Genomic DNA, 22,454 nt, shown 5'->3' with positions numbered 1-22,454 from the left:
CCTGCCCCCTGCCCCTTTTTACAGTTAATGTTTCTTTCCGTGGGGATTTTGTAAAAAATGCACACATAAAGGTGAAAATCGAAGACAGAATTATTTATTGCTTCATCCTTTTTATGCTTGACTCATGAATGTTTCTTTGGCTAAGGATCTGTCTGTTTATCAACTGGTTATGGGAGTGCAAGTGCCTCCAAAACCATTGTCCCTCAGTCCTGCTACTCTGCTATCACTGGTGAGAGCGCAAATTGACTTACTAATTGAGCAGCAAATTGCAGCCACTTTATGGGTGAAGCTACCACCAGAAAAAATTTGGCAATCAGAATTAGCACGTTATCAATCCTCAGTGGGTGCGTCTAGTCTCATCTATACTTGCCAGATTGAGGAGAGCGGAAAAGGGAGAGCAGGGGAAGATGAAGGAGGAGGGGAAGAAAATACTCCCTCATCTCCCTCGTCTTCTTCATCTCCTCATCATGTCACCGTTCACCTGCCACCAGATAGCCAACTGCGACGGGAAAACTTTCTTATGGTTTTATCGCCCCAGTTTTGCAGTTTAATTTTGGCTCATCGACCACTTAAAAAACGCAAAAATCAGATATCCACAAAGGTAAATACTAATAAAAATCAGCCATTACTGATTATCACAACTGTTGAGGGGAGAGTAATTCAGCAAGTTTTAGATGGTATCCAAAAAGCAATTGCACCAGAATCATCCCCAATTGTACCTGCTGATTTTATTTGTCCAACTGTGCCCCAAGCCGCACTAATGACTCAACTATTTGCCAAACAACTCCTAAGACAGGATGAAATTAATCGTCAAATCATCACAGCCCGCACTACCAAGTTGCAGCAGCTAAATCAAGAACTGCACGATAAGGAGCAACTCCAAGATGAATATCTGAAGAATTTATGTCAAGAACTGCGTACACCTCTGACGCACATGAAGACAGCACTTTCGTTATTGAATTCTCCTAATCTCAAGCCCCCGCAGCGACAACGTTACTTACAGATGTTAAATACCCAGTGCGATCAGCAAAATTCCCTAATTACTGGTTTATTGGAACTGTTGCAACTAGAACGTAATTTAGAGGGGACGGCTTTAGAGTCGGTGCGGCTCTCAGATATTGTACCGGGAGTAGTCAGTACCTACCAACCTCTAGCCCAAGAAAAAGGGATTATGCTAGCCTACACCGTACCCACTGAACTCCCATCTATTTGGTGTGTGAGTGGTGGGCTGAGGCAGATTGTAATTAGTCTGCTGCACAACAGCATTAAGTTTACTCCTAATGGCGGTGAAGTATGGGTGCGTGCCCGTCTTCAAGGCGATTATGTCCAATTAGAATTCCGCGATCCGGGTATCGGTATTGCCGAAAGTGAGATTCCTAAAATCTTTGACCGATTTTATCGGGTGCGTGCAGCAGCAACTGAAGATTATGGTGGTGCTGGTTTGGGGTTGACAATAGTACAGCAATTGCTGCTGCGCTGTGGCGGATCTATTTCTGTGAAAAGTAAATTATATGAAGGTTCCACATTTACAGTACAACTGGCGACTGTTAACAATACCCCAAGAGCGATCGCAATCCAAAAGGAGTGATGAGTTTTGATTATCCCCTAAGTAACTTTGTGGTGCTATACAACCTTGCCTTTTTTAAAGTTAACCAAAAAAAGCATCACAAATTTAGGCATAATCTATTTTGCTCATAAAGTTAATAAAAGGAATTAAAATTTAGTCACTAGCTAATTATCTCTATTGTGAACAATTAGTTTTTAATTCCTTCTTTTCCCCTGCTTACCAATAATTATTAGCTAGAAGTTTTTGGGATTACGGCGGTAATTTGGCGGAGCATCATGACTTGCCAATAAGGTATGGGAGCAAGCAATACAGTCCCTGTTCCTTCAAAACTATTGACAAGAAACTCTCCAGAAGTCATCGAGCCTAAAAGAGATTTGGTAGCTTTTTCAACGCGATATTGTACAGTACTTGTGCGAGCAATAGCGAAATTTCCATCGACAACTAATCGGTCATTTTGTAAATTTATTACTTCTACAGGACCTTGTGCTACCATTACCACTTTACCCCTGCCTTTGACTTTTGTTTGAAACAAGCCCTCGCCACCAATTAAGCCTGATAAAAACTTGTTTCGTTCAATTCCTATTTCTACAGCGCCATCACTAGCCCAATAAGCGCCACTATCTAAAATCCATTCACTACCGTCTAATTCTAGAATGTGATATCCCGCTAAAGACGGCTCTAAATATAATTCACCCGTACCTGTATATGTAGGACGGAAAATGTTTTCTCCTGTCGCTAAGGATTTTAAAAATCCGCCTGCTGAAGGAGGTTTAGATTGCATCTGAATGTTGCCGCGTATATAGTACATAGCACCAGATTCAGTCTTTACTGTTTCGTTTTGCAAAGTTACCTTGACTAAACGTAAGCTTTCTCGTTCGATTACTTCAAAACTTGCCATAATTTTCCTGTTGATTTTTTCCCAAATGTATACTTAGCTCTTAGCCAGAATTTATATACATTTTTGGCATCTATTTTTAAAGATGGCAAGTTATATTATGTCCGCCTGATTGTTTATTAGACCCGAAGAACCCCCACCTCGCCAAAGCTATGGTTTGTCTCCCCTCCCTTTAGTAAGCAACGGTGTACACACAAGTCTTATAGTTGCCCCAGAGCCTTTTGATCCCCCCAACCCCCCGATAAATTGGGGGGCAAAAGTCTCTTAAAGTCCCCCAATTTATCGGGGGATTTAGGGGGATCTCCAACGATTTTGGGTCTGTACGAGGTTTTAATTACTGTTTAATTTCATCTGAGTTCGATGGATTATGTTTTACCCGCATAAAAAGACTTCTCCTTGCTTTGAAATTTAGTTCAAAGCAAGGAGAAGTCTTTTAAACTCACGTTAGTTTAGGTGAATATTTATAATTTAAAAAAATAGTTTATGAATCTTCACTCCTAGATTTTTGCTCCTGATTTATGTTGATTGCTAACTTCCAAGGGAAGGAAAATCGTCAAGACTTCCCCATAGTGTGGACGCTGGCGGACAATCAATTTTCCACCGATCGCCTGAAACAAATGCTTAGTCGCGGCGATATTCAAACTAATCGTACCCGTTTCTGGTTGGAACATCAGCAATTGACCAAGGGCTTTGCGAATTGGTGGCGTTGCAGGTGTAGCGGCTTTACTCGAATCTTTGCACCCAAATTGGGGGGATAATTGTAACTTCAGTTGATCTCCAGCCGGGATAACTTGTACTTGAATATGGCTACCAGAAGGTAAGCTGCGAGTGAAATTCTCTATCAAACCAGTGAGTACCTGATCTAACATCATGGGATTGCTGACCACAGTTGGTAGTTGCTGGGGTAAAACAACATTTAAAGTTAAGTTCCGCCGATGTGCTGCTTGTTCCCATCGGGGAATGCTTTGCTGCAACACTTGATCTAAAGACATCGGTGTGAGTTGAGTTTTTGACGATTTTGTAGAGGCTGTAGTTTCTAGTTCTGCTGCCTTAAATAGCAACTCCATGCGGTCTATTTGCTCAGTACACTCATGATCGATAACTTTTAAGCGATCGACCACGCTGCGATCTAAGTCTTGCCGCTTCAGCAACAGACGGGTCATCGTGCGAATCGTTGTTAAAGGTGTGCGGACTTCGTGAGCGAAAGCTTGAAGCAATTCTACATCAGGATTTTTGGATTGGGCATTGGACATTGAACATGGGTTATTCTCTTTGTCTTCTTTGTCCCTAGTTCCTATTCCCCACTCCCTAGTCTCTTCTGCTTCTGTTAATTCCTGAAGCAACAACTGACTAAACTGATTCATGATGCGGTAGTCTGGTGCTACCGGGGAATACTGTTCTACTAATGCATCTAGATGGGCAAAAAATTCTGGATTAGCCAGCATTACCCTGGTTCCTAGCGATCGCCAAGCTTGCTGTACTACTTCTGGCTCAAAAGAAAATGAAAAGGTTTTTTTACCGTTTTTGTGGGTTGCTAAAACCAGGACTAATCTAAATTTATCTGTAAAAACTAAGCAAAACTGCTCTGTCCCTAGCGGATCGGCAGGTAATAAGGGAAGTACTGATTCATGAGGAGCGACCTCTTCATTTATAGATGCGTTGGCGTAGTCCAACCCAGGCATCTTATCTGGCATCTGAAATGGCATCAGTGCCAAGGGATTAAATGGTTTTGCCGTAAAAGTTACTGTTTCTAAGCTTTGAGTCAGTTTTGGCTGACTAAATAAGGGTGCGGGTGCAGCTAAAACTAATCCTTGGGTTGTATCAACTGAAGTACCTGCTAAAGTATTTAATAGCAAATGTTCTGTCGCAGCTAGGCTGACACGCCACTGCCGCTCTGCTTTACCAGGCGAACATTCAGTCACACTTGATTGATTTTCAGTTAAGATTTCGTTTAGACTTGGCAATATCCATTCGTACACAGGTTTTCACCCCCTAATTCAAGAGCGACTAACAGCGTCTTAAGGTAGAAATTTCACTACTACCTACGAGGTTATAGCCATTTGTGTACTATTGAAAGTGGTAGAACCGAACAATTCGGGCGCAATTTCCCCTATATGGCGATGTCTACAACGGGCTACGCCTACGCACTTATTTTTCAAAAACCCTTATATTTACCCTGTTACCCGATCGTCGCGATCGCAGATTGATATTGTGCTGATTTGCCGGCTCGAATCGGGATTGCGATCGCAAACTCTGCACCCTGTCCTGGTGATGAAATACATTTTAAAGATCCACCATGCTTTTCAGCAATTATCTGGTAGCTGATCGATAATCCCATACCAGTCCCCTTACCAACTGTTTTCGTAGTGAAAAAAGGGTCAAATAAGCGCGACTGGATGACTTCTGGAATTCCTAATCCATTATCAACAATCCGAATCACGGCTAATTCATTTACCTGTTGAGAAGAAATGCGAATCAAGGGATTTGGACAAAGTTCTTTTTGGAAAGCCTCTTCTAAAGCATCGATTGCATTTGCCAAAAGGTTCATAAATACCTGATTCATTTGCCCTGCAAAACACTGAATTTTAGGCATTTCGCCATATTCTTTGACCACTTGAATTTGAGGACGATTATTTTGTGCCTTGAGTCGGTGTTGCAAAATTAGCAGAGTACTTTCAATTCCTTCATGCAGATCGGCTGTTTTGAACTCAGCTTCATCCAAACGAGAGAAGATTCGGAGACTGAGAACAATTTCTCGGATGCGTTTAGCCCCCATTTTCATTGAGGTTAATATCTTAGGCAAATCTTCTGTTAGGTAATCAATATCGGTCAGTTGGTTAGCATTTTGAATTTCTGGCTCTGGATAGGGGTAGTATTTTTGATAAAGCTTAATTAACAGCAACATCTGTTGAGTGTAATCATCAGCGTATTCGAGGTTGCCGTAGATAAAATTAACCGGATTGTTGATTTCATGGGCAACTCCCGCAACTAGTTGACCCAGACTGGACATCTTTTCAGATTGAATTAATTGGATTTGGGTTTTTTGCAGGTCTTTCAGAGCTTGCTGAAGTTCTACTTCTGCCTGCTGGCGATCGGTAATTTCATCTCGTAATTGTTCGTTAGCATTGACTAACTTATCTCTGGAATGTTGCAAATCGTCCGCCATTTTGTTCAACGAGGTAGCTAACTCGCCAATTTCGTCCTGAGAGTGAATACTAACTCTCGTATCCAGCTTCCCTTCAGCCAGATATAGCAAAGCTTGCTGGAGTTGTTTAATCGGTTTTGAGATACTTATAGATATCAAATAGCCTGCTAATAATGCCAGGATGCCACAAGCCAAACTGATAACCGATGTCACAACAATATTTTTTTCGGCTGTTGCTAGTGCTGCTTTATAAAGCGGTGTATATTCCAGAATGACTGCACCAATTGTTTCACCTTTGCTAGTCTTAAAAGCAACAGCAATCAATTGAATGCCCTGTGGGTACTCAGGACTGACCTCAATATATATTCTGGGTATATCATCTTGAATAGTTTTACCAACTTCATTATTGCGATCGCGATCTAATCGCGTACCGATATCTTCTGCAACGACATCTGCCAAAATTATTTTATTGCGGTCGACAATCTCCAGATCGCGCTGACGTTGCTTGTGTAGCGATTGAACATGCTCTTGTAAGTGGGCTAGCATTTCCTTACGCGATCGCATTTCGTGGTATTCAAGCTCATGACTTACAAAATATCCCAGTAGTCCAGCAACCTCTTCGGCCTCTTGTTGAGCAAGGTACTTAGCTATTTTCAATTGTTGATGAGCGCTAATCGCACCAACAATTACTGAGAGAGTAGCCATTCCTAAAATACCCGCAATTAATTTTTGACTAATTTTCATTCCTTGCTCGAAACCTCAAGTGCGGGCCAAGTTTTGGGGAGTTTGCCCTGATTTTAAAATTCCCACATGTGTGCCTGAAAGCTACAAAATCAACTGCTATTAGGCAAATCTTTAAGCTCGGTCTATCTTGGCACACTTCGCATAGCTTGCTTCCCCGTAGGAGTACGGCAAGCTTTGCTTTTCTACGAGAGGCTGCGCCAACGCGATCGCATTTTTTGAGTAGATTAAAAATAGACTATCTCAAAGGCAATTTATGACTTCTTTTGAAACTTCAGTCGAAAATTTGGTACTAGTAGCTGGTGCTACTGGTGGAGTAGGGCAACTGGTAGTAGGCAAACTCCTGGACAAGGGTTGGAAAGTTCGCGTTCTGACACGCAATGCCGCAAAAGCTAAAGAAATGTTTAACCAAAGAGTGGAAATTGCCATTGGTGACATCCGTCAGCCAGCTACACTCCCAGCTGCAACGCAAAATGTTACCCACATCATCAGTTGTGCTGGAACCACCGCCTTTCCCTCTGCGCGATGGGAGTTTGACCAAACCCCAAACTTGCTTGAATGGGGAATCACTTTCCTTAACCCTAAATCTAGCGAAGCAAAAGCAAAGAATAGTCCGGCTAAAGTTGATGCCCAAGGTGTCAGCAACCTAGTTACAGCAGCACCCAGAAATTTGAAGCGATTCGTTTTCGTCTCTTCCTGTGGAATTCTCCGTAAAAATCAGTTTCCTTTTAGTATTCTTAATGCTTTTGGTGTCTTGGATGCCAAACAAAAGGGCGAGGAATCCATTATTAATTCAGGATTACCCTACACCATCATCCGTCCAGGACGCTTGATTGACGGGCCCTATACCTCATACGACCTCAACACACTGCTAAAGGCAAAAACAGGGGGTAAATACGGTGTGGTCGTAGGCACTGGGGATACACTTTCTGGTGATACCAGCCGCATTGATGTAGCAAACGCTTGCGTGGAATGCCTTTTTCAGCCAAGTACTTCCAGAAAAATTTTTGAACTAGTCAACCAGGGACAAAGACCCCCTGTAATTGATTGGGAAACTCTTTTCTCTCGACTTGAGTAACTGCTAAGTGCTGAGTCATATTTTATCCAATCCCCAATTTCCAATCCCCAATTCTCAGTACTTCTGTAGTTTATTACCTCTAAAGACGGCAAACACCACTCTGACGTTACGGTTCACCCTAATTACTGAAAGTATTAATTCTCATACATTAGACAGAGTGAAGGCAAATTGATCCATGAACCAACTAAAAACACAATTTAGTTAGTTTAACCGTCCCAAGCAAGGTTCGGGAAACCACCCTTCATGGACTGGCTACCACTAAGCTTCAGTATATATATCAGCATAGTCTGGAGTTTTAACCCCAGGAAAGCCAAATCAAAGGTATTCATGCTGAATTGGCTGATTTATTGACCTGTTGGTTCAAAATTTAGTCCTTTTTATTCTCATTCATTCATTTGTAGTTATACGGAGCCAGCACCTAAAATGGCAAAAGTAGTTGGAATTGACTTAGGAACAACGAACTCCTGCGTGGCAGTGATGGAAGGTGGTAAACCTACAGTAATTGCTAATGCTGAAGGTTTTCGGACAACGCCATCAGTAGTGGCATTTGCGAAAAATGGCGACAACTTGGTTGGCCAAATCGCCAAACGCCAAGCGGTGATGAACCCCGAAAATACGTTTTACTCAGTCAAACGCTTTATCGGTCGCCGCTACGATGAAGTAAGTAACGAAGCAACTGAAGTTTCTTACAAAGTTCTCAGCAGCAACGGCAATGTCAAATTAGATTGTCCGATAGCTGGTAAACCGTTTGCTCCTGAAGAAATTTCTGCAAAGGTTCTTCGCAAACTAGTTGAAGATGCCAGCAAATACTTGGGTGAAACTGTAACCCAAGCTGTAATCACTGTTCCCGCATACTTTAACGACTCCCAACGGCAAGCGACAAAAGACGCTGGGAAAATTGCCGGCATTGAAGTTCTGCGGATTATCAACGAGCCGACTGCTGCTTCTCTAGCTTATGGGTTTGACAAGAAGAGTAACGAAACCATTCTCGTCTTTGACCTTGGTGGTGGTACCTTCGACGTATCCGTGCTGGAAGTAGGAGATGGAGTTTTTGAAGTACTAGCCACATCTGGGGATACACACCTTGGTGGTGACGACTTTGATAAAAAAATAGTTGACTTCTTAGCTGAAAAGTTCAAGAAAGCCGAAGGCATTGAACTACGCAAAGACAAACAAGCTTTACAACGTCTGACTGAAGCCGCAGAAAAAGCCAAAATTGAGCTTTCTAGCGTTACCCAAGCAGAAATTAACCTACCATTTATCACCGCTACCCAGGATGGCCCCAAGCACCTGGATACAACCCTGACTCGTGCCACATTTGAAGAACTTTGTTCTGACTTAATCGACCGTTGCCGTATCCCTGTAGAAAACGCTCTCCGGGATGCCAAGTTAACCAAAGGCGATATTGATGAAGTGGTATTAGTTGGTGGTTCTACCCGGATTCCCGCAGTCCACCAGATTGTGAAGCAGGTATTGGGTAAAGACCCTAACCAAAGCGTTAACCCTGATGAAGTCGTAGCAATTGGTGCAGCGATTCAAGCAGGTGTATTGAATAATGAAGTCACTGGCATCTTGCTGTTAGATGTATCACCGCTTTCTTTGGGTGTTGAAACATTGGGCGGCGTGATGACGAAAATTATCCCCCGCAACACAACAATCCCCACCAAGAAATCGGAAGTCTTCTCCACCGCAGTGGATGGTCAAACCAACGTAGAAATTCACGTCCTTCAAGGTGAACGCGAATTTTCTAACGACAACAAGAGTTTGGGAACCTTCCGCCTAGATGGTATTCCTCCTGCACCGCGTGGCGTTCCTCAAATTGAAGTGGTGTTCGATATTGACGCTAACGGTATCCTTAACGTCACCGCTAAGGACAAAGGTACTGGTAAAGAACAGTCCATCAGCATAACTGGCGCTTCCACCCTGGATAAAACTGACGTTGACCGGATGGTAAGAGAAGCTGAACAAAACGCTTCATCTGACAAAGACAAGCGTGAGAAGATTGAACGCAAGAACCAAGCTGACTCCTTAGCATACCAAGCTGAAAAGCAGCTACAAGAATTGGGCGATAAAGTTCCCGATGCTGACAAAACCAAAGTCGAAGGTTTGGTGAAAGAACTGCGGGAAGCAGTTGCTAAAGAAGACGATGAGCAAATCAAAAAGCTCACTCCAGAATTGCAACAAGCTCTATTCGCCGTTGGTAGCAACATCTATCAACAAGCTGGTGCGGGTGCTGCACCTGGTGCTGAACCTCAAGATGGTGGTTCCACCTCTTCTGGCTCTGGTAGCGGCGACGATGTGATTGACGCTGATTTTACAGAGAGCAAATAATTTCCCTACTTCTTTCGGGAAGATTATTTTGTCCCGTATTATATTACCCATCCAGGTAAATGCCTGGGTGGGAATTTTTTTGTTATTGGTAGTTAAGAACCAGCATCTCCGCTAAAATATGATGTTATCTAGGTTTTAGGATCGTTGAAGGGTAAAGGTTCCTAGACGAACTCCCTACCGATTGGGTTAAATCGGATTAGTTGGAAACGGGAATTAGGACAAACAATATTGCCAATTCTTGATCTTAATTCTTAACTTTATTCCTAATATCATGTCCGCTTAAACAATTGTCATTGCGTTCGCCCTTGACGTTCCCGTTCGCGTAGCGTCTCCGAGGAGAAGGGTACGAAGTGGAAGGAAGCAATGACATATCACAAGTAATTTGCCGGATATGATATAACTTCTCACTCTCAACTCCTAACACCCTTATGCCATATCCACAAGCACCTTGGATACTTAAAGGCTACGCTATTCAAACTCTGCATTTGGTAAATATTGACCTAGTACGCCCTTTGATTCCCTTGGAGTTAGAAATTATTTCTGTATGTCCTGGAAAAACTCTCGCTAGCGTGTATTTATCTAATTATGGGTCAGGCTCGGCACTGGAGTATAGTGAGTTAATTATTGCCCCAGCTTTGGTTAATTACCAGAGAAAAATCGGCGGTTGGATTTCTCACATTTATGTAGATAATGCTGATTCGGTGGCTGGCGGTCGAGAAATTTGGGGACTACCAAAGGAAATAGCTGAGTTTACCTGGGAGCAAGGAGAGCATGTGACTGTAGATCGGGGAAACCAGAAGCTGTGTAGTTTTAAGTATAATCGACAAAGTTTGGCATGGAGACAGGGATTAAGTGCCTCTTGTTTCAGCATCAAGGGTGCTGATTTGCTGATATTCCCTACTAAATTTGAGTCTGTATTGGGTTTGATTGGTTCTAACCTTGAAATCCCCACCGAAAGTCCTTTTTCTGGCATAGGTTTAGGTCAGCCTTGGTTAACTGTGCGTTGCGAGCAAATGAGTTTGCGAGTTGCTGCGCCCAAAGTCGTGGGGTTGATGCGCGTCTAGGCATTTTTAGACTAAAAACAATTGCGATCGCGAGGCACAATCGCTTTGTTTTACTGAACAATTTGACCCCAAAAATCGCCCTGACCCAAATCCTAATAGTATTTTATACTCTAGTGTTAGAGTATATTTTTCCCTTAATTACTTTAAAGATTAATAAATTCTTAGTCCTCACTACAAACCTTTAATTATTTACGCCTTCCTACTTATGCAAACTCAAAATATTGAACAAATATTTCAAGATGTTTTAGATGAGCTTTACCAAGCATATCTGCCATCCAAACATCCTTTTTTCTCTCGTCTAGCTCTGTTACCACCAGAACAACTTCGTTCTCCCGATTTATTAGGAGAAATTTACCTCAGATACCAAGCAGCCTGCCATGCGACTCGTGTCATGGTTTACTTTATACCGCACTTAAATAGTCCTGCGCTCAGAGAGCGGAAGCTCAGAATTATTAGTGACGATGATAGTTGGCAAAATGGCGGGATTCACCATTATCAATTAAGTCAAGCTTTTGCTAATTTGGGAGCAAAATTGACTATCCCAGATGAAGAGTTTGGCAGTTTAGATGAATTACAAAAATATTTAGACCCTACTACTGCAAATTTTGTATCTTTAGTGCAGAATATTTATCCACAGTCTCTAGGCCCTTTTTGTGTGGTTGAAATGTTTGCTTATGATTGGATGCAAGCATTAATGAATGCGCTAGCTGATTGTTTTCCATTTATTAAACAAGAGCCATATTTTACTGAATGTTTTGACCAAGGTGTTGAAGAAAGACACGCTCAAGAAGCAATAGAATTGACCAAGATTACTCTCAAGAAATCACCACAATTATTTACTCCCACTATTGAGGGAGCAAATATGATGGCTATAGCGTTAGATCAATTTTGGTCTGGATTAGATAATTTATTGCAAGACATTCATCCTCATCCGCGCATTTTACTGTAATTCTCACTTGGGGGATGAAGGAGATGAGGGAAATTTTCACCCAATTCCCTTATCCCCAGAGGGGGCCCACCTTCCCCAATCTTTAATTCCTTTTACGCTGCTAATAAATTTTGTTCAATATATGTGGCTTGAACAAAAGCTTGGAAAATTCTTTCATGATGGGGATCGTTAACTGAAAGCTCTGGATGCCATTGCACACCAATTGCCCAAGGGTGATGTTCGTGTTCCACTGCTTCAATTACCCCATCTTCTGAGGCATGGGCTACAACACGCCAACCATCTGGGACTTTGTGTACTGCTTGGTGATGCCAAGAAACTACCGATATGTGAGTATTCTGAACAATATTAGCTAGACGGCTTTCTCCATTTATTTGGACTAAATGTTCTGTGGGTAAACGCTTTCCAGGTTCAGGATCTATCCGATGTAATACTGAATTACCATAAACCTCTGGGACGTGGGGAATGAGAGTACCGCCAGAAGCAACGATGAGAATTTGTAAACCTCGACAGATACCTAACACAGGTAAATGATGTTGCATAGCATATTTGGCTAATTGCAATTCAAAAGCATCGCGATCGCTATCTATAGAATAAATGCTGGGATGATCTAAACCTTCATACCACACAGGATTAATATCTCCACCACCGGACATGATTAAACCATCCAAAGGCTCTAATAATATCGCCGGGTCAGTTTCACCTGGTGGTAATAATATGGGAGTACCACCAGCGGCGCGGACTGCATCTATATAAACACTTGGCAAAGAAAACGGTAATGCTTCTTGCCGACCGTAGGTTGTAATGCCAATCAACGCCTTTCGAGACCTTCTACTCATCGTTTTTCTTTGCTCCTAGGGTTTTTAAAGTTTTAATTTGAGCTTCTGTGAGATTCACTGCACCTGTGATATCCATCCCTTCACACAGTCTGGGAGACCTGAGTGTTTTTTTCAACTCTCCTGTTTTTGTATCCCAAAGTATAATAGTGCCATCTTCACTACTACTAGCAAGAGTTTGACCATCAGCACTAAAGACTATAGACCAGATTCTTTCTTGATGTCCGGTCAAAGTTTGGTAGAGTTTAGCGGTTTTGATATCCCAAATTTCAATGATTGGGTTTCCCCCTGCACTTGCCACAAAACGACCTTTAGGGCTAAAAGCCACAGTCCGCACCCAACCAGTTTCTCCTTTCAAGGTTTGGATACACTTACCTGTAGTTACATCCCAGAGCTTAACTGTGTGGTCTTCGCTACCACTCACAAGGGTATTACCATCTGGACTAAAACGTACAGACCGCACCCATCCATCATGACCAAAGAGAGTTTTAAGGCATTTACCTGTATCTACATCCCACAATTTGATTGTGCAGTCTTCGCTACCACTAGCTAAGATGCTGCTATCTGGACTAAAAGTTACAGACCAGAGCCAGTTTTTATGATTCTCTTGAGTTTGGCGATATTCACCTGAATGAATATTCCATATTCTTAATATTTTGTCATCGCCACCACTGGCTAAATAACGACCATCTGGACTAAAATCCACAGTCAAAATGCGATCGCAATGGTCTACTAAAGTTTTGCGATGTTGACCAGTTTGAGTATCCCATAATCTGATAGTTTGGTCGTCACTACCACTGGCAATCATACTACCGTCAGGACTCAAGGCAACTGCGCGTATTCTATTGGTATGCCCTGCCAAAGATTTACTTTCACCTGTATCTAAGTTCCAGAGTTTAATAGTTTTATCGTCATTGCCACTAATTAAGATGTTACTACTGGGATGAAAAACTAAAGACCAAGCCCAATCTGTGTAACCTTGAAGAGTTTTGAGACATTCACCTGTATGAGTATCCCAAAATTTCACAGTTTTGTCATCGCTACTACTGATTAAAGTTTTACCTTCAGGATCGGTAAAGGTAACAGACCAAACTTTTTCTGTATGTTCTGATAAAGTCCGGTAGCGTTTTTTAGCATCAATATCCCACAAAATTACCTTATGGTCTTCACTGGCACTAGCCAAAATGCGAGAATTTGGTTGTGGGCTAAATGCTAGCGATCGCACTCTTTGCCTATGTCCTGTTAAAGTTTGGAGATACTTGCCGCTATGAATATCCCAGAGCCTAACGGTATGGTCATCACTACCACTGGCTAAAATCTTACCATCAGAACTAAAGGCAACTGTACGTACCCGCGCTGTATGTTGTCCTTCCAGAGTTCTTATGTAATTTCCTGTGTGTGCATCCCACAAAATTACTGTCCTGTCACTACTACCACTAGCTAAAATTTTGCCATCAGGACTAAAAGCAACTTCACGTACCCAATGAGTATGTTTTTCGAGAATTTTCCAGCATTCAGCAGTATGAACATTCCATAATCTAACTGTTTTATCTTCGCTACTACTAGCTACTGTTTTTCCATCTGGGCTAAATGCTACTGACCAGACTCTTTCTTTATGTCCTTGTAACGATCTCAAAAATTGACCAGTTGTGGTATTCCATAATCTGACGGTTTTATCGTCACTACCACTTACTAAGATTTCTCCATCAGGACTAAAAGCCACCGATCTAATCCAATTTGTATGCCCTTCTAAAGTTAAAAGTTGATGACCTTTAGCATCTCTAAGGCGAATTTCACTTTTAGTATCACCCAAGGCAATCATCGATTTTTTCGAGTTATACGCCACTGCTAAAACAATCCCAAAGGACTCTGTAAACCGTGTTTTGTTTAAATCTGCATTAACAAATTTTACATCACGTAAATCGGCTCCTCTTAAATATACCTGCCATACCGTGAAATTGGATAAATCAAGCCCAGATAAATTGTAGTTATGATAGCGTAATAAATCTAAAATATTACCCACAAGATATCCTTTTGGTAAATCTATAATTTTTTGCTTTTGCTCCTCCAAAAATTTAACTAGTTTTGTATCTAAGTCATTAATATTTTTAGCAATTGGTTTAATAATTAATTGCATCTGGCTATTTCTTACATAGTCTTGAGCAGTAGCTTTGGCTAAGGCAAATCTATTAAAAAATTGCGTCTGTCCAGAATTTAGCTCTTTACTTACCTGCCGAATCAGAATACCTGTCATATATTCCAATACGACATTTTGTAGCGTAAATTTACCATCAACGGCTTCAATTAATGAGTATCGTTTCAGGTTTTCTAAGGCATTAATTACATCAAAGTATATTGGTTTTTCGGTAATATCCTCAAATAACTCCAAAGCAGATACTGGCTCTCGATTAATTGCCAACCAGTACATAATTTCTTGTTCTAATTCTGTCAGATGGGTAAATTGCTGCTCTAATAAACTTTCTATCCCTACAAATGGTGTCAAGGTAATTTCTTGAGATAAAAATTCCGAAACATTCCCGCTAAATAAATCTTGAATAAAAGTAGAGACTATTTTTAAGGCTAAAGGATTACCACTGTATAATCTTACTAGCTTTTGCATTTCCTGGTCTGTACCAGTAAGTTTCTTATTTTCCAAGATTTTCATTACTTCTAAATCTTTTAAACCTTGGAGTGGTAAATAAGAAATTAGCAAATTTTCACCTTCTTGCATAGCAATTTTTTTCGGTTTGATCCGACTTGTAAATACTAAACAACTTTGGTGATGTAATTCCCCGATCCGCTGAATTAAAATACTATAGTCTTGATATTCATCACGGTATTGTTCTCCATAGGAGCCATCTGCCAGAATTGATTCAAAATTATCTAAAATTAATAAACAACGGGAAGACCTTAAGTGTTCCAGCAGCTGGGTGATTTTTTCATGAATATTACCTGTAGGATTAATTTCTTCTTGATTCGACAAAAATTTAATGATCCCATTCAGTATTGTCTCTAACTTGGGAGCCTCCCGGAGACTACGCCAGATAATATAATCAAAATCTGATTTTAATTGTGCCGCTAATTTCACGGATAAAGCGGTTTTTCCCAGTCCACCCATTCCCAGCAACCCCACAATCCGACACCGTTCGTTGACGATCCATTGTCGGAGAGTAGCTAATTCCTCGGTACGTCCGTAAAAAGTGACAGTATCCGGTGCTTCTCCTAAATCTTGTTTGCTGTTGGAGGAGCTTTTCTCAGCCACAGGAACTATCCGATCGGAGGTTCCATTAATGAGTTCTGGTTTGTATTTAGCAAATAATGTGACTAATTCGGATTTTTTAGTGACATCAAATGCTCTATATAGTCTTTCTAGGTACTTTCTGACTGTCGCTGGCTGAATAACCAGAACTTGAGCGATCGCTTCGTCTAACTCCCCAGCCAAAACTAAACGCAACACCTCTTGGCGACGTGGCGTTAGTTTATCGAAGGTTTCATTCAACTGTTGTTGATTCATATCGTTTGGCGGCTTTCCACCTAACATCCGATTTAGTGACTAAGAATAGCTTACAATCTAAAAGCTTTTGTGACACTTGTCACTTGTACGGAAATCTTGATTTTTTGAGATCCTCAATTGATGGGGAATGTGGAATATAGTAACGTGCTGATTGCTAAGGAGCCTTTAACCAAAGAGCTTTGAGTAATCTACACTCTACTCACGTATTTGACTCCAGCCATACAAATAAAATTTATCACTTAACTGCTTGACAGTAATCGGATCGGTATGAGATAGTTCTATACATGAGATAGTTGTCACAGATTACGACACTTAGTTCCTGAAAAAACACAATTAAAAACTGCTCACTCAATCATGTAAGCAAATCCCCTGGTAGATTCCTGTTCGCAAAGGTGACACCTTTCTTTTTAGCAATTGAACGGTTGACACATTTGTAATTTTTAACTGAGAGTCTAGCACTGGTATAGCATAAGGTTGCGTAATTATGCCCAGAGAAACTAGCGAAGCGAATGAAGTTGACAGAATTGTGACTCGGCTGCTGGTAATTCTTCTTACTTGTTGGCATGAGACTGGATTCGGTCACATAGAAGTAAAAAGCGAACGAATTAAGCGTGGTCAAATTGTGGTGACTATCATGGGTTCTACCCACTATCGATATGTCATCAATAACGAGGATTTACAGAATTGGTTGATGGACGAGAAGAAATCTAATTACGCTACAAGTGAATTCCAAATCCTAACACAATTGAATAAGTATCAGCAAAAAACTGAATAATTAGATATTCTTCTCAAAAATTAAGTAAAGCGTAGGTATAGTTGTGACGACTAACCAATAGCAAGACGAAGAAAATACAGTCAAAAATGTACAACCCCTAGCCATGATAAATGTGATTTTTACAAGGCAGGAAAAGTTAGATAAACTTTTCCTGCCTTATATTTTCAGGGGTGATTGATTGATAGAAAAAGTTAGCAAATTTTTGGAGAGCATAACTATGAAAACTCAACAAGAAAACAAAAACAACTTCTTATTTCGGTTAGCTTCAAGATTTTTAAAATACTTGCTACTGTTTGTATTTGGCTTGGCGATTACCTTTGTTATTTCTGGTATTTTGGGATTAGGGGGTGTGACTCAAATGCTGTTACCTGTGATTGCAGACTTGTTGGCAAAATTGACTATTATTCTAATATGTTTGTTTGCCACCGCCATAATTATTGAGTCTTTACTAAAAAAATAAATTGAGCGGCATCTCATAGATGGCTAATGATTCAATACCGTTCAGTTAAGGCTAAAAATCAATATCCATGTAGGTTGAATTGAGCAATAAAATTCCACTTATGCGAAGCTTAATGTTTTGCACTCCGCTCTATCCAACCTACAATATCCTTGACTTTGACTGAAATGTATTGCGACGCACTAGGAGGCCAAAACTATTAGTTTGATTGGCATTACTATGAACTAGAAGCAGAAGTATTGAATCTTAAGATTTTAAGGTCGTAGCCAAGTTATGTATTGCCAGATGCTGAATATTGAGGGTGCGGTTGATGAAACCAAACGGATCGGAAGTATGAAATTTAAATCCTCTGCATAATCCATGAATAACGAACCAACTCCTAGAGATCATTCCACAATCAAACTGTTCATTACCCAAGAACGCTTGCGCCAAGCACGTTACAGTTTTAACCTGTCCTTGATTGCCACCACAGTATCTTTCTTTATTGGCTTTGTAGGGGCTGGGCTAATTTTGTCAAATAAAATTCCAGAAGGAACTGTTGCTGCTGCTGGAGGTTTGGTTTCAAGTGTACGTTGCATTCAACTTGCTAAGGACGCAAACGATAGACTTGACAAAATTTTAGCAGAAATAAAGAACGAAAAAAATTAACTGCTAAAATGATGGGATTGACTTCCTCTCTGCAACTATACCATTCCCTTTTTGCGATCAGAAAATGCCCAAGAATGCTTACGACTCATGGGCATGGATTGAAGAATCTCGCCAGCGCGATGAACAATACCCAGGCACTCGAAGCTGCGGCGATAATCTTGGGAAGCGAACCGACACCAATTGCGATCGCAATCGAGCCGAGCAATTAGAAATACCCAAGCGGTTAGTGACATTAGGGCAGTGTTAGCTAAACCTGGGTGTAGTTGGCAGGACTTTTGGAATGATTGCCCAAGAGTACAAAGTGATTAAATCAGATTATTTGGCGGAATTAACCATGAATCCAGACATACTGTTCAATGGAGTTGCAACAGAGTTGGATAGTCTGTGTAACCATGTTCACTACCACCATAGAACGTCCTGACATCACCTTCGCTTAGAGGGGCATTGAGTCGTAGCCGCTCCACTAAGTCAGGGTTAGAGATGAATGGTCGCCCGAAAACTATGGCATCAGCCCGCCCGTTTGTAATTGCTTCATCACCCTGTTGTCGGTCAAAACCACCCACAGCCAGCAGTGTTCCTTGATAAACGGTACGGAGGAGATCGATAGGGTTGAAGTTCGGTGCAGTTCCTCTGGCATAACCTTGGTTATACCCAACGTGCAAGTATGCCAAACCGAGTGGACTAAGTGCTTTTGCAACATAAGTGTAAGTTTCAGCAGGATTGTCATCGAATGTGTCGTTGACTGTGAAGCCAGGGGCGATCTTGACTCCAATCCGCTCTGCTCCCCGAACTCTACAGAGAGCATTGACCACTTCGAGCGTAAAGCGAGTTCGATTCTCCAATGTGCCACCATAGGCATCGGTGCGTTGGTTGGAGCCACTGACTTGGAACTGGTTGGGTAGGTATCCAGTTGCTGCATGAAGTTCCACACCATCAAAACCTGCTTCAATAGAAAGTTCCGCCGCTCTGCGGTATTCCTCTACTATTTCGGGTATTTCGGACAACTCTAACGCACGGGGTATCTCGAAAGGGACTTTGCCATCCCAAACATGAACTTCTTCGGACACCACCGGGATAGCCGAAGGTGCGATTGGTCGGGCGTGGTTAGGTAATAGGGAAGAGTGTGACACCCGTCCAGCGTGCATCAGTTGCACAAATATCCGACCTCCAGCAGCATGAACTGCATCTGTCACTTTTCGCCAGCCTCCAACCTGCTCCTGGTTGTGCAGCCCAGGACAGGTTGTGTAACCGCGCCCCATTGGAGAAGGATGCGTTCCTTCGGTAATAATAAGTCCCGCCGAAGCTCTTTGGGTGTAGTATTCGACCATTATCGGGGTAGGTACACAGTCAGTAGTAGCTCGGAGACGGGACATGGGAGACATGATGATGCGGTTGGTCAGATCGAGCGAACCTAGTCTAAATGGTGTGAACAGTCCTGATTTTTCTGGCATTGGTATTTTCCTCTTCTAGAACCAGTGCAATACGTGCGGCAGTAAACTACGTCCCATCAACAACCTCAAAATACTGCCCTACAGATAATTTCAAGATAACTGAATTCGGAATGCTGACAAATAGTTCTTAATTATTAATTGCCTCATAAGTAGAACGACTTGAAAAAAACAAACTATGTAAAGTAATGTAATTTTAGCGAAAATCAGTTCGTAGCAAGGACTTTAGTCCTGATTTGAGAACTAAAGTTCTCACTACAAACCTTTAATTATTTACCCTGTTCTACTTATATCCTCCTGCGGCATAATTATTTCTTATCCGTTGCTACAAGCCCACGATTTGGCTGTGTGAGTTGTGGGCGATGACTAGGCTAAAACACGGCATTCGGTTCCGCAAGAAAAATTTTTTACATAAATCAAGATTGTGAAATTGACTCTGAACCAAATGGCATCCTTGATAAGGAAAATTATTGAGGCTCTTGGGTGCAGAGGAGGAAAGGAACAGGGTATGCATACGGACGGAAGCAATAGAAATTCACCGTTGTCCGAATAGGGAAAATGGATAGTGCAATTTGCTTTATTCCCAATATGTCTTCCAATCATCCTTAAAAGCTTGCTGTAATTTTTTCATATAAGCAGATGTTTTAATTTTCACCATCCATAGGTTATTACTATCGCTGCCACCTCCTTTACAAATAACACCTTCTGATACACCATATTTTCCTTCTCGAATATCATCAATAAATTGACCTGTTAGCTTACCGCGATAAATAACCTGGGCAATGTTTAGGTAATTAAAATCTCGGAGAAATCGTTCGGGAGCAATAATACATTTATCAGTTTGTACATCAAAGAGAATTAGTTGTTTTGGGTCATCCTTTCGATGCATCCCGGCAAAGGAGTTAGTCCCAAAAAACTCTGTAAATACTGTAATTTCCGGCGAGTGATAATTTAAATTTTCTTGAAATACTCTTTGTAAAGGATTAGCAAAGTCTCTGTTAAAAATCTCAGGAGCTTCTTCTAAACCTGGATGCGCTTTGTTGAATTGTGCAATTCCCATATCATCTAAATCAAACCGATCCCGACGCGTACCAAAGGCATACCACCCAAGTTCCAATTCCCAAACCCAGTGAAGATTTGTACCATCATATTTCTCAAAAGCTATGCAGCGTTCCCAAGGACAATTTTTGCTATCTGGAATTTTTGGATAAACAAGTTGCACTCGTGTCATTGCGATCAAAAGAGGTCTGTAACGCTTGCATTATAGAACCTATTAGACATATCCAAAATAGTATATTTTGTGGTAAAAGAAGATCGTGGGAAGTTTTTTGACACTAAAGTATGAGTGAGATACTGAATTACATTGAGAAGAATCCTCAAGAGGCAAACCGGTTAAGGACTACATTCTAGCCACACAAAGGCTTTGACTATTTTAGGAGATGTCTAATGACATCTCCAAGTCTTTTGTGAGAATATCGCCGCCATTTTGCCTTCTCTTAATGCGTGTCTGAGTCACTGGTTGCCACATTTTGATACCGACAAGGACTTTTAAAACATCCTTCTAAGAGCGTTATAGAATAGAAATAAACCTTATATACATTAGCTAATTAAGCAGAATTGACCATGACCACTTCTAAACGCCACTACCACATCACTACTTTCGGTTGTCAGATGAATAAAGCTGACTCAGAGCGCATGGCTGGCGTTTTGGAAGATATGGGCTTTGAATGGTCTGAAGACCCGAATAATGCAGATGTGATTCTCTACAATACCTGCACAATTCGAGATAATGCCGAGCAAAAGGTATATTCCTATCTTGGCAGACAGGCGAAGCGCAAGCATGAGCAACCTGATTTAACGCTGATTGTTGCTGGTTGTGTTGCCCAGCAAGAAGGCGAAGCGCTGTTGCGACGAGTTCCAGAATTAGACTTGGTAATGGGGCCACAACATGCCAACCGCCTTAAAGATTTGCTGGAGTCGGTGTTTAATGGCAACCAAGTTGTAGCAACCGAGTCGGTTCACATTATTGAAGATATCACCCAACCGCGACGGGATAGTAAGGTAACAGCTTGGGTAAATGTAATTTACGGCTGTAACGAACGCTGCACCTACTGCGTGGTTCCCAATGTGCGCGGTATCGAACAATCTCGCATACCGTCAGCCATACGCGCTGAAATGTCAGAATTAGGACGGCAAGGTTACAAGGAAATTACTCTACTCGGTCAAAATATTGATGCTTACGGCAGAGATTTGCCAGGAACAACGCCAGAAGGTAGGCATCTGAACAACTTCACAGATTTACTTTATTACGTCCATGATGTGCCAGGGATTGAAAGATTAAGATTTGCTACTAGCCACCCCCGTTATTTTACAGAGAGATTGATTAAGGCTTGTGCTGAGTTGCCCAAAGTCTGCAAACACTTCCACATTCCCTTTCAATCTGGGGATAATGAACTTTTAAAGGCGATGTCGCGCGGTTATACCCATGAGAAATATCGGCGGATTATCGATACCATTCGGCGATATATGCCAGATGCCTCCGTTAGTGCTGATGCGATTGTTGGTTTTCCTGGGGAGACAGAAGCACAGTTTGAAAATACCCTGAAACTGGTGGAAGATATTGGTTTTGATATGTTGAATACAGCAGCATATTCGCCGCGTCCAGGGACACCTGCCGCTTTGTGGAACAATCAACTAAGTGAAGAAATTAAAAGCGATCGCCTCCAACGGCTCAATCATTTGGGAAACTTGAAAGTAGCAGAGCGATCGCAACGTTACTTTGGACGCATCGAATCCGTTTTAGTAGAAGACCAAAACCCCAAAGATCAAACCCAGGTGATGGGACGCACTGATGGTAATCGGTTGACATTTTTCAGTGGTGACATTAAAGAATTGAAAGGGCAGTTAGTAAAAGTAAAAATTACTGAAGTTCGCCCTTTTAGCTTGACAGGTGAACCAGTTGAAGTGCGAGAAGTCATGCCAGTTTAATCGTGAGGCTACCGCTCTTTT

At 41.6% G+C, this 22,454-nt stretch carries 16 protein-coding genes and 1 pseudogene; 10 read left to right on the top strand and 7 right to left on the bottom strand.

Annotation, left to right across the window (positions count from 1 at the left end):
- Positions 1-124: 124 nt before the first annotated feature.
- Complete coding sequence (locus CDG77_RS17825; protein WP_094330681.1) at positions 125-1,588, top strand: DICT sensory domain-containing protein; 1,464 nt, start codon at positions 125-127, stop codon at positions 1,586-1,588.
- A 208-nt stretch (positions 1,589-1,796) separates the two neighbouring features.
- On the opposite strand, the gene CDG77_RS17820 is transcribed toward CDG77_RS17825, so the two are convergent.
- The 3 genes from CDG77_RS17820 to CDG77_RS17810 form a co-directional block, all read right to left on the bottom strand.
- Positions 1,797-2,465: an AIM24 family protein gene (locus tag CDG77_RS17820; protein WP_094330680.1), complete on the bottom strand. Its 669-nt coding sequence runs from the start codon at positions 2,463-2,465 to the stop codon at positions 1,797-1,799.
- 494 nt (positions 2,466-2,959) lie between these two features.
- The gene (locus CDG77_RS17815; protein WP_094330679.1) at positions 2,960-4,441 is read right to left on the bottom strand and encodes a sensor histidine kinase; all 1,482 of its coding nucleotides are present in this window, start codon (positions 4,439-4,441) and stop codon (positions 2,960-2,962) included.
- A gap of 200 nt (positions 4,442-4,641) precedes the next feature.
- Entirely contained in the window at positions 4,642-6,351 is a 1,710-nt protein-coding gene (locus CDG77_RS17810) for a sensor histidine kinase (protein ID WP_094330678.1), read from the bottom strand.
- A gap of 253 nt (positions 6,352-6,604) precedes the next feature.
- Here CDG77_RS17810 and CDG77_RS17805 point away from each other — a divergent pair, with 253 nt between their 5' ends.
- The 4 genes from CDG77_RS17805 to CDG77_RS17790 all read left to right on the top strand — a co-directional run bounded on the left by CDG77_RS17805 (position 6,605) and on the right by CDG77_RS17790 (position 11,770).
- On the top strand, positions 6,605-7,426 hold the full coding sequence (locus CDG77_RS17805) for an SDR family oxidoreductase (protein WP_094330677.1): 822 nt from the start codon (positions 6,605-6,607) through the stop codon (positions 7,424-7,426).
- A 423-nt stretch (positions 7,427-7,849) separates the two neighbouring features.
- The gene (dnaK, locus tag CDG77_RS17800; protein WP_094330676.1) at positions 7,850-9,757 is read left to right on the top strand and encodes a molecular chaperone DnaK; all 1,908 of its coding nucleotides are present in this window, start codon (positions 7,850-7,852) and stop codon (positions 9,755-9,757) included.
- A gap of 428 nt (positions 9,758-10,185) precedes the next feature.
- Entirely contained in the window at positions 10,186-10,821 is a 636-nt protein-coding gene (locus CDG77_RS17795; protein ID WP_094330675.1) for an acetoacetate decarboxylase family protein, read from the top strand.
- A gap of 205 nt (positions 10,822-11,026) precedes the next feature.
- The gene (locus CDG77_RS17790; RefSeq protein WP_094330674.1) at positions 11,027-11,770 is read left to right on the top strand and encodes a hypothetical protein; all 744 of its coding nucleotides are present in this window, start codon (positions 11,027-11,029) and stop codon (positions 11,768-11,770) included.
- A gap of 92 nt (positions 11,771-11,862) precedes the next feature.
- Here the strand turns inward: CDG77_RS17790 and CDG77_RS17785 are convergent, their stop codons facing one another.
- On the bottom strand, positions 11,863-12,606 hold the full coding sequence (locus CDG77_RS17785) for a gamma-glutamyl-gamma-aminobutyrate hydrolase family protein (RefSeq protein WP_094330673.1): 744 nt from the start codon (positions 12,604-12,606) through the stop codon (positions 11,863-11,865).
- Positions 12,599-16,117 carry an NB-ARC domain-containing protein gene (locus tag CDG77_RS17780; RefSeq protein WP_094330672.1) on the bottom strand — a complete coding sequence of 1,173 codons (3,519 nt, stop codon included), beginning with the start codon at positions 16,115-16,117 and terminating at the stop codon, positions 12,599-12,601. Before CDG77_RS17780 ends, CDG77_RS17785 begins: the two co-directional genes overlap by 8 nt.
- Before the next feature lie 484 nt (positions 16,118-16,601).
- On the opposite strand from CDG77_RS17780, the gene CDG77_RS17775 reads away from it, so the two are divergent.
- The 4 genes and pseudogenes from CDG77_RS17775 to CDG77_RS17760 form a co-directional block, all read left to right on the top strand.
- Positions 16,602-16,892, top strand: a complete 291-nt coding sequence (locus CDG77_RS17775; RefSeq protein WP_181154266.1) for a hypothetical protein — start codon at positions 16,602-16,604, stop codon at positions 16,890-16,892.
- Between the two features lie 217 nt (positions 16,893-17,109).
- On the top strand, positions 17,110-17,352 hold the full coding sequence (locus CDG77_RS17770; RefSeq protein ID WP_094330671.1) for a hypothetical protein: 243 nt from the start codon (positions 17,110-17,112) through the stop codon (positions 17,350-17,352).
- 357 nt (positions 17,353-17,709) lie between these two features.
- Positions 17,710-17,997 carry a TRADD-N-associated membrane domain-containing protein gene (locus CDG77_RS17765; protein WP_094330670.1) on the top strand — a complete coding sequence of 96 codons (288 nt, stop codon included), beginning with the start codon at positions 17,710-17,712 and terminating at the stop codon, positions 17,995-17,997.
- A 60-nt stretch (positions 17,998-18,057) separates the two neighbouring features.
- Positions 18,058-18,331: pseudogene (locus CDG77_RS17760) on the top strand (hypothetical protein); the annotation flags it as partial.
- A gap of 19 nt (positions 18,332-18,350) precedes the next feature.
- Here CDG77_RS17760 and CDG77_RS17755 read toward each other — a convergent pair.
- Together CDG77_RS17755 and CDG77_RS17750 are read right to left on the bottom strand one after the other, a co-directional pair.
- Positions 18,351-19,448 (bottom strand): alkene reductase, encoded by a 1,098-nt coding sequence (locus CDG77_RS17755; protein WP_094330669.1) that lies wholly within the window; start codon positions 19,446-19,448, stop codon positions 18,351-18,353.
- A gap of 574 nt (positions 19,449-20,022) precedes the next feature.
- The gene (locus CDG77_RS17750; RefSeq protein WP_094330668.1) at positions 20,023-20,676 is read right to left on the bottom strand and encodes an RNA ligase family protein; all 654 of its coding nucleotides are present in this window, start codon (positions 20,674-20,676) and stop codon (positions 20,023-20,025) included.
- 392 nt (positions 20,677-21,068) lie between these two features.
- On the opposite strand from CDG77_RS17750, the gene miaB reads away from it, so the two are divergent.
- Positions 21,069-22,433: a tRNA (N6-isopentenyl adenosine(37)-C2)-methylthiotransferase MiaB gene (gene miaB, locus CDG77_RS17745; RefSeq protein WP_094330667.1), complete on the top strand. Its 1,365-nt coding sequence runs from the start codon at positions 21,069-21,071 to the stop codon at positions 22,431-22,433.
- The last annotated feature ends 21 nt before the right edge of the window (positions 22,434-22,454 follow it).

This window comes from Nostoc sp. 'Peltigera membranacea cyanobiont' 213 (assembly GCF_002245975.1).
Lineage (GTDB): Bacteria > Cyanobacteriota > Cyanobacteriia > Cyanobacteriales > Nostocaceae > Nostoc.
Note: the sequence above shows the minus strand (reverse complement) of the source record. Positions and strands in the feature narration are given on the sequence as shown.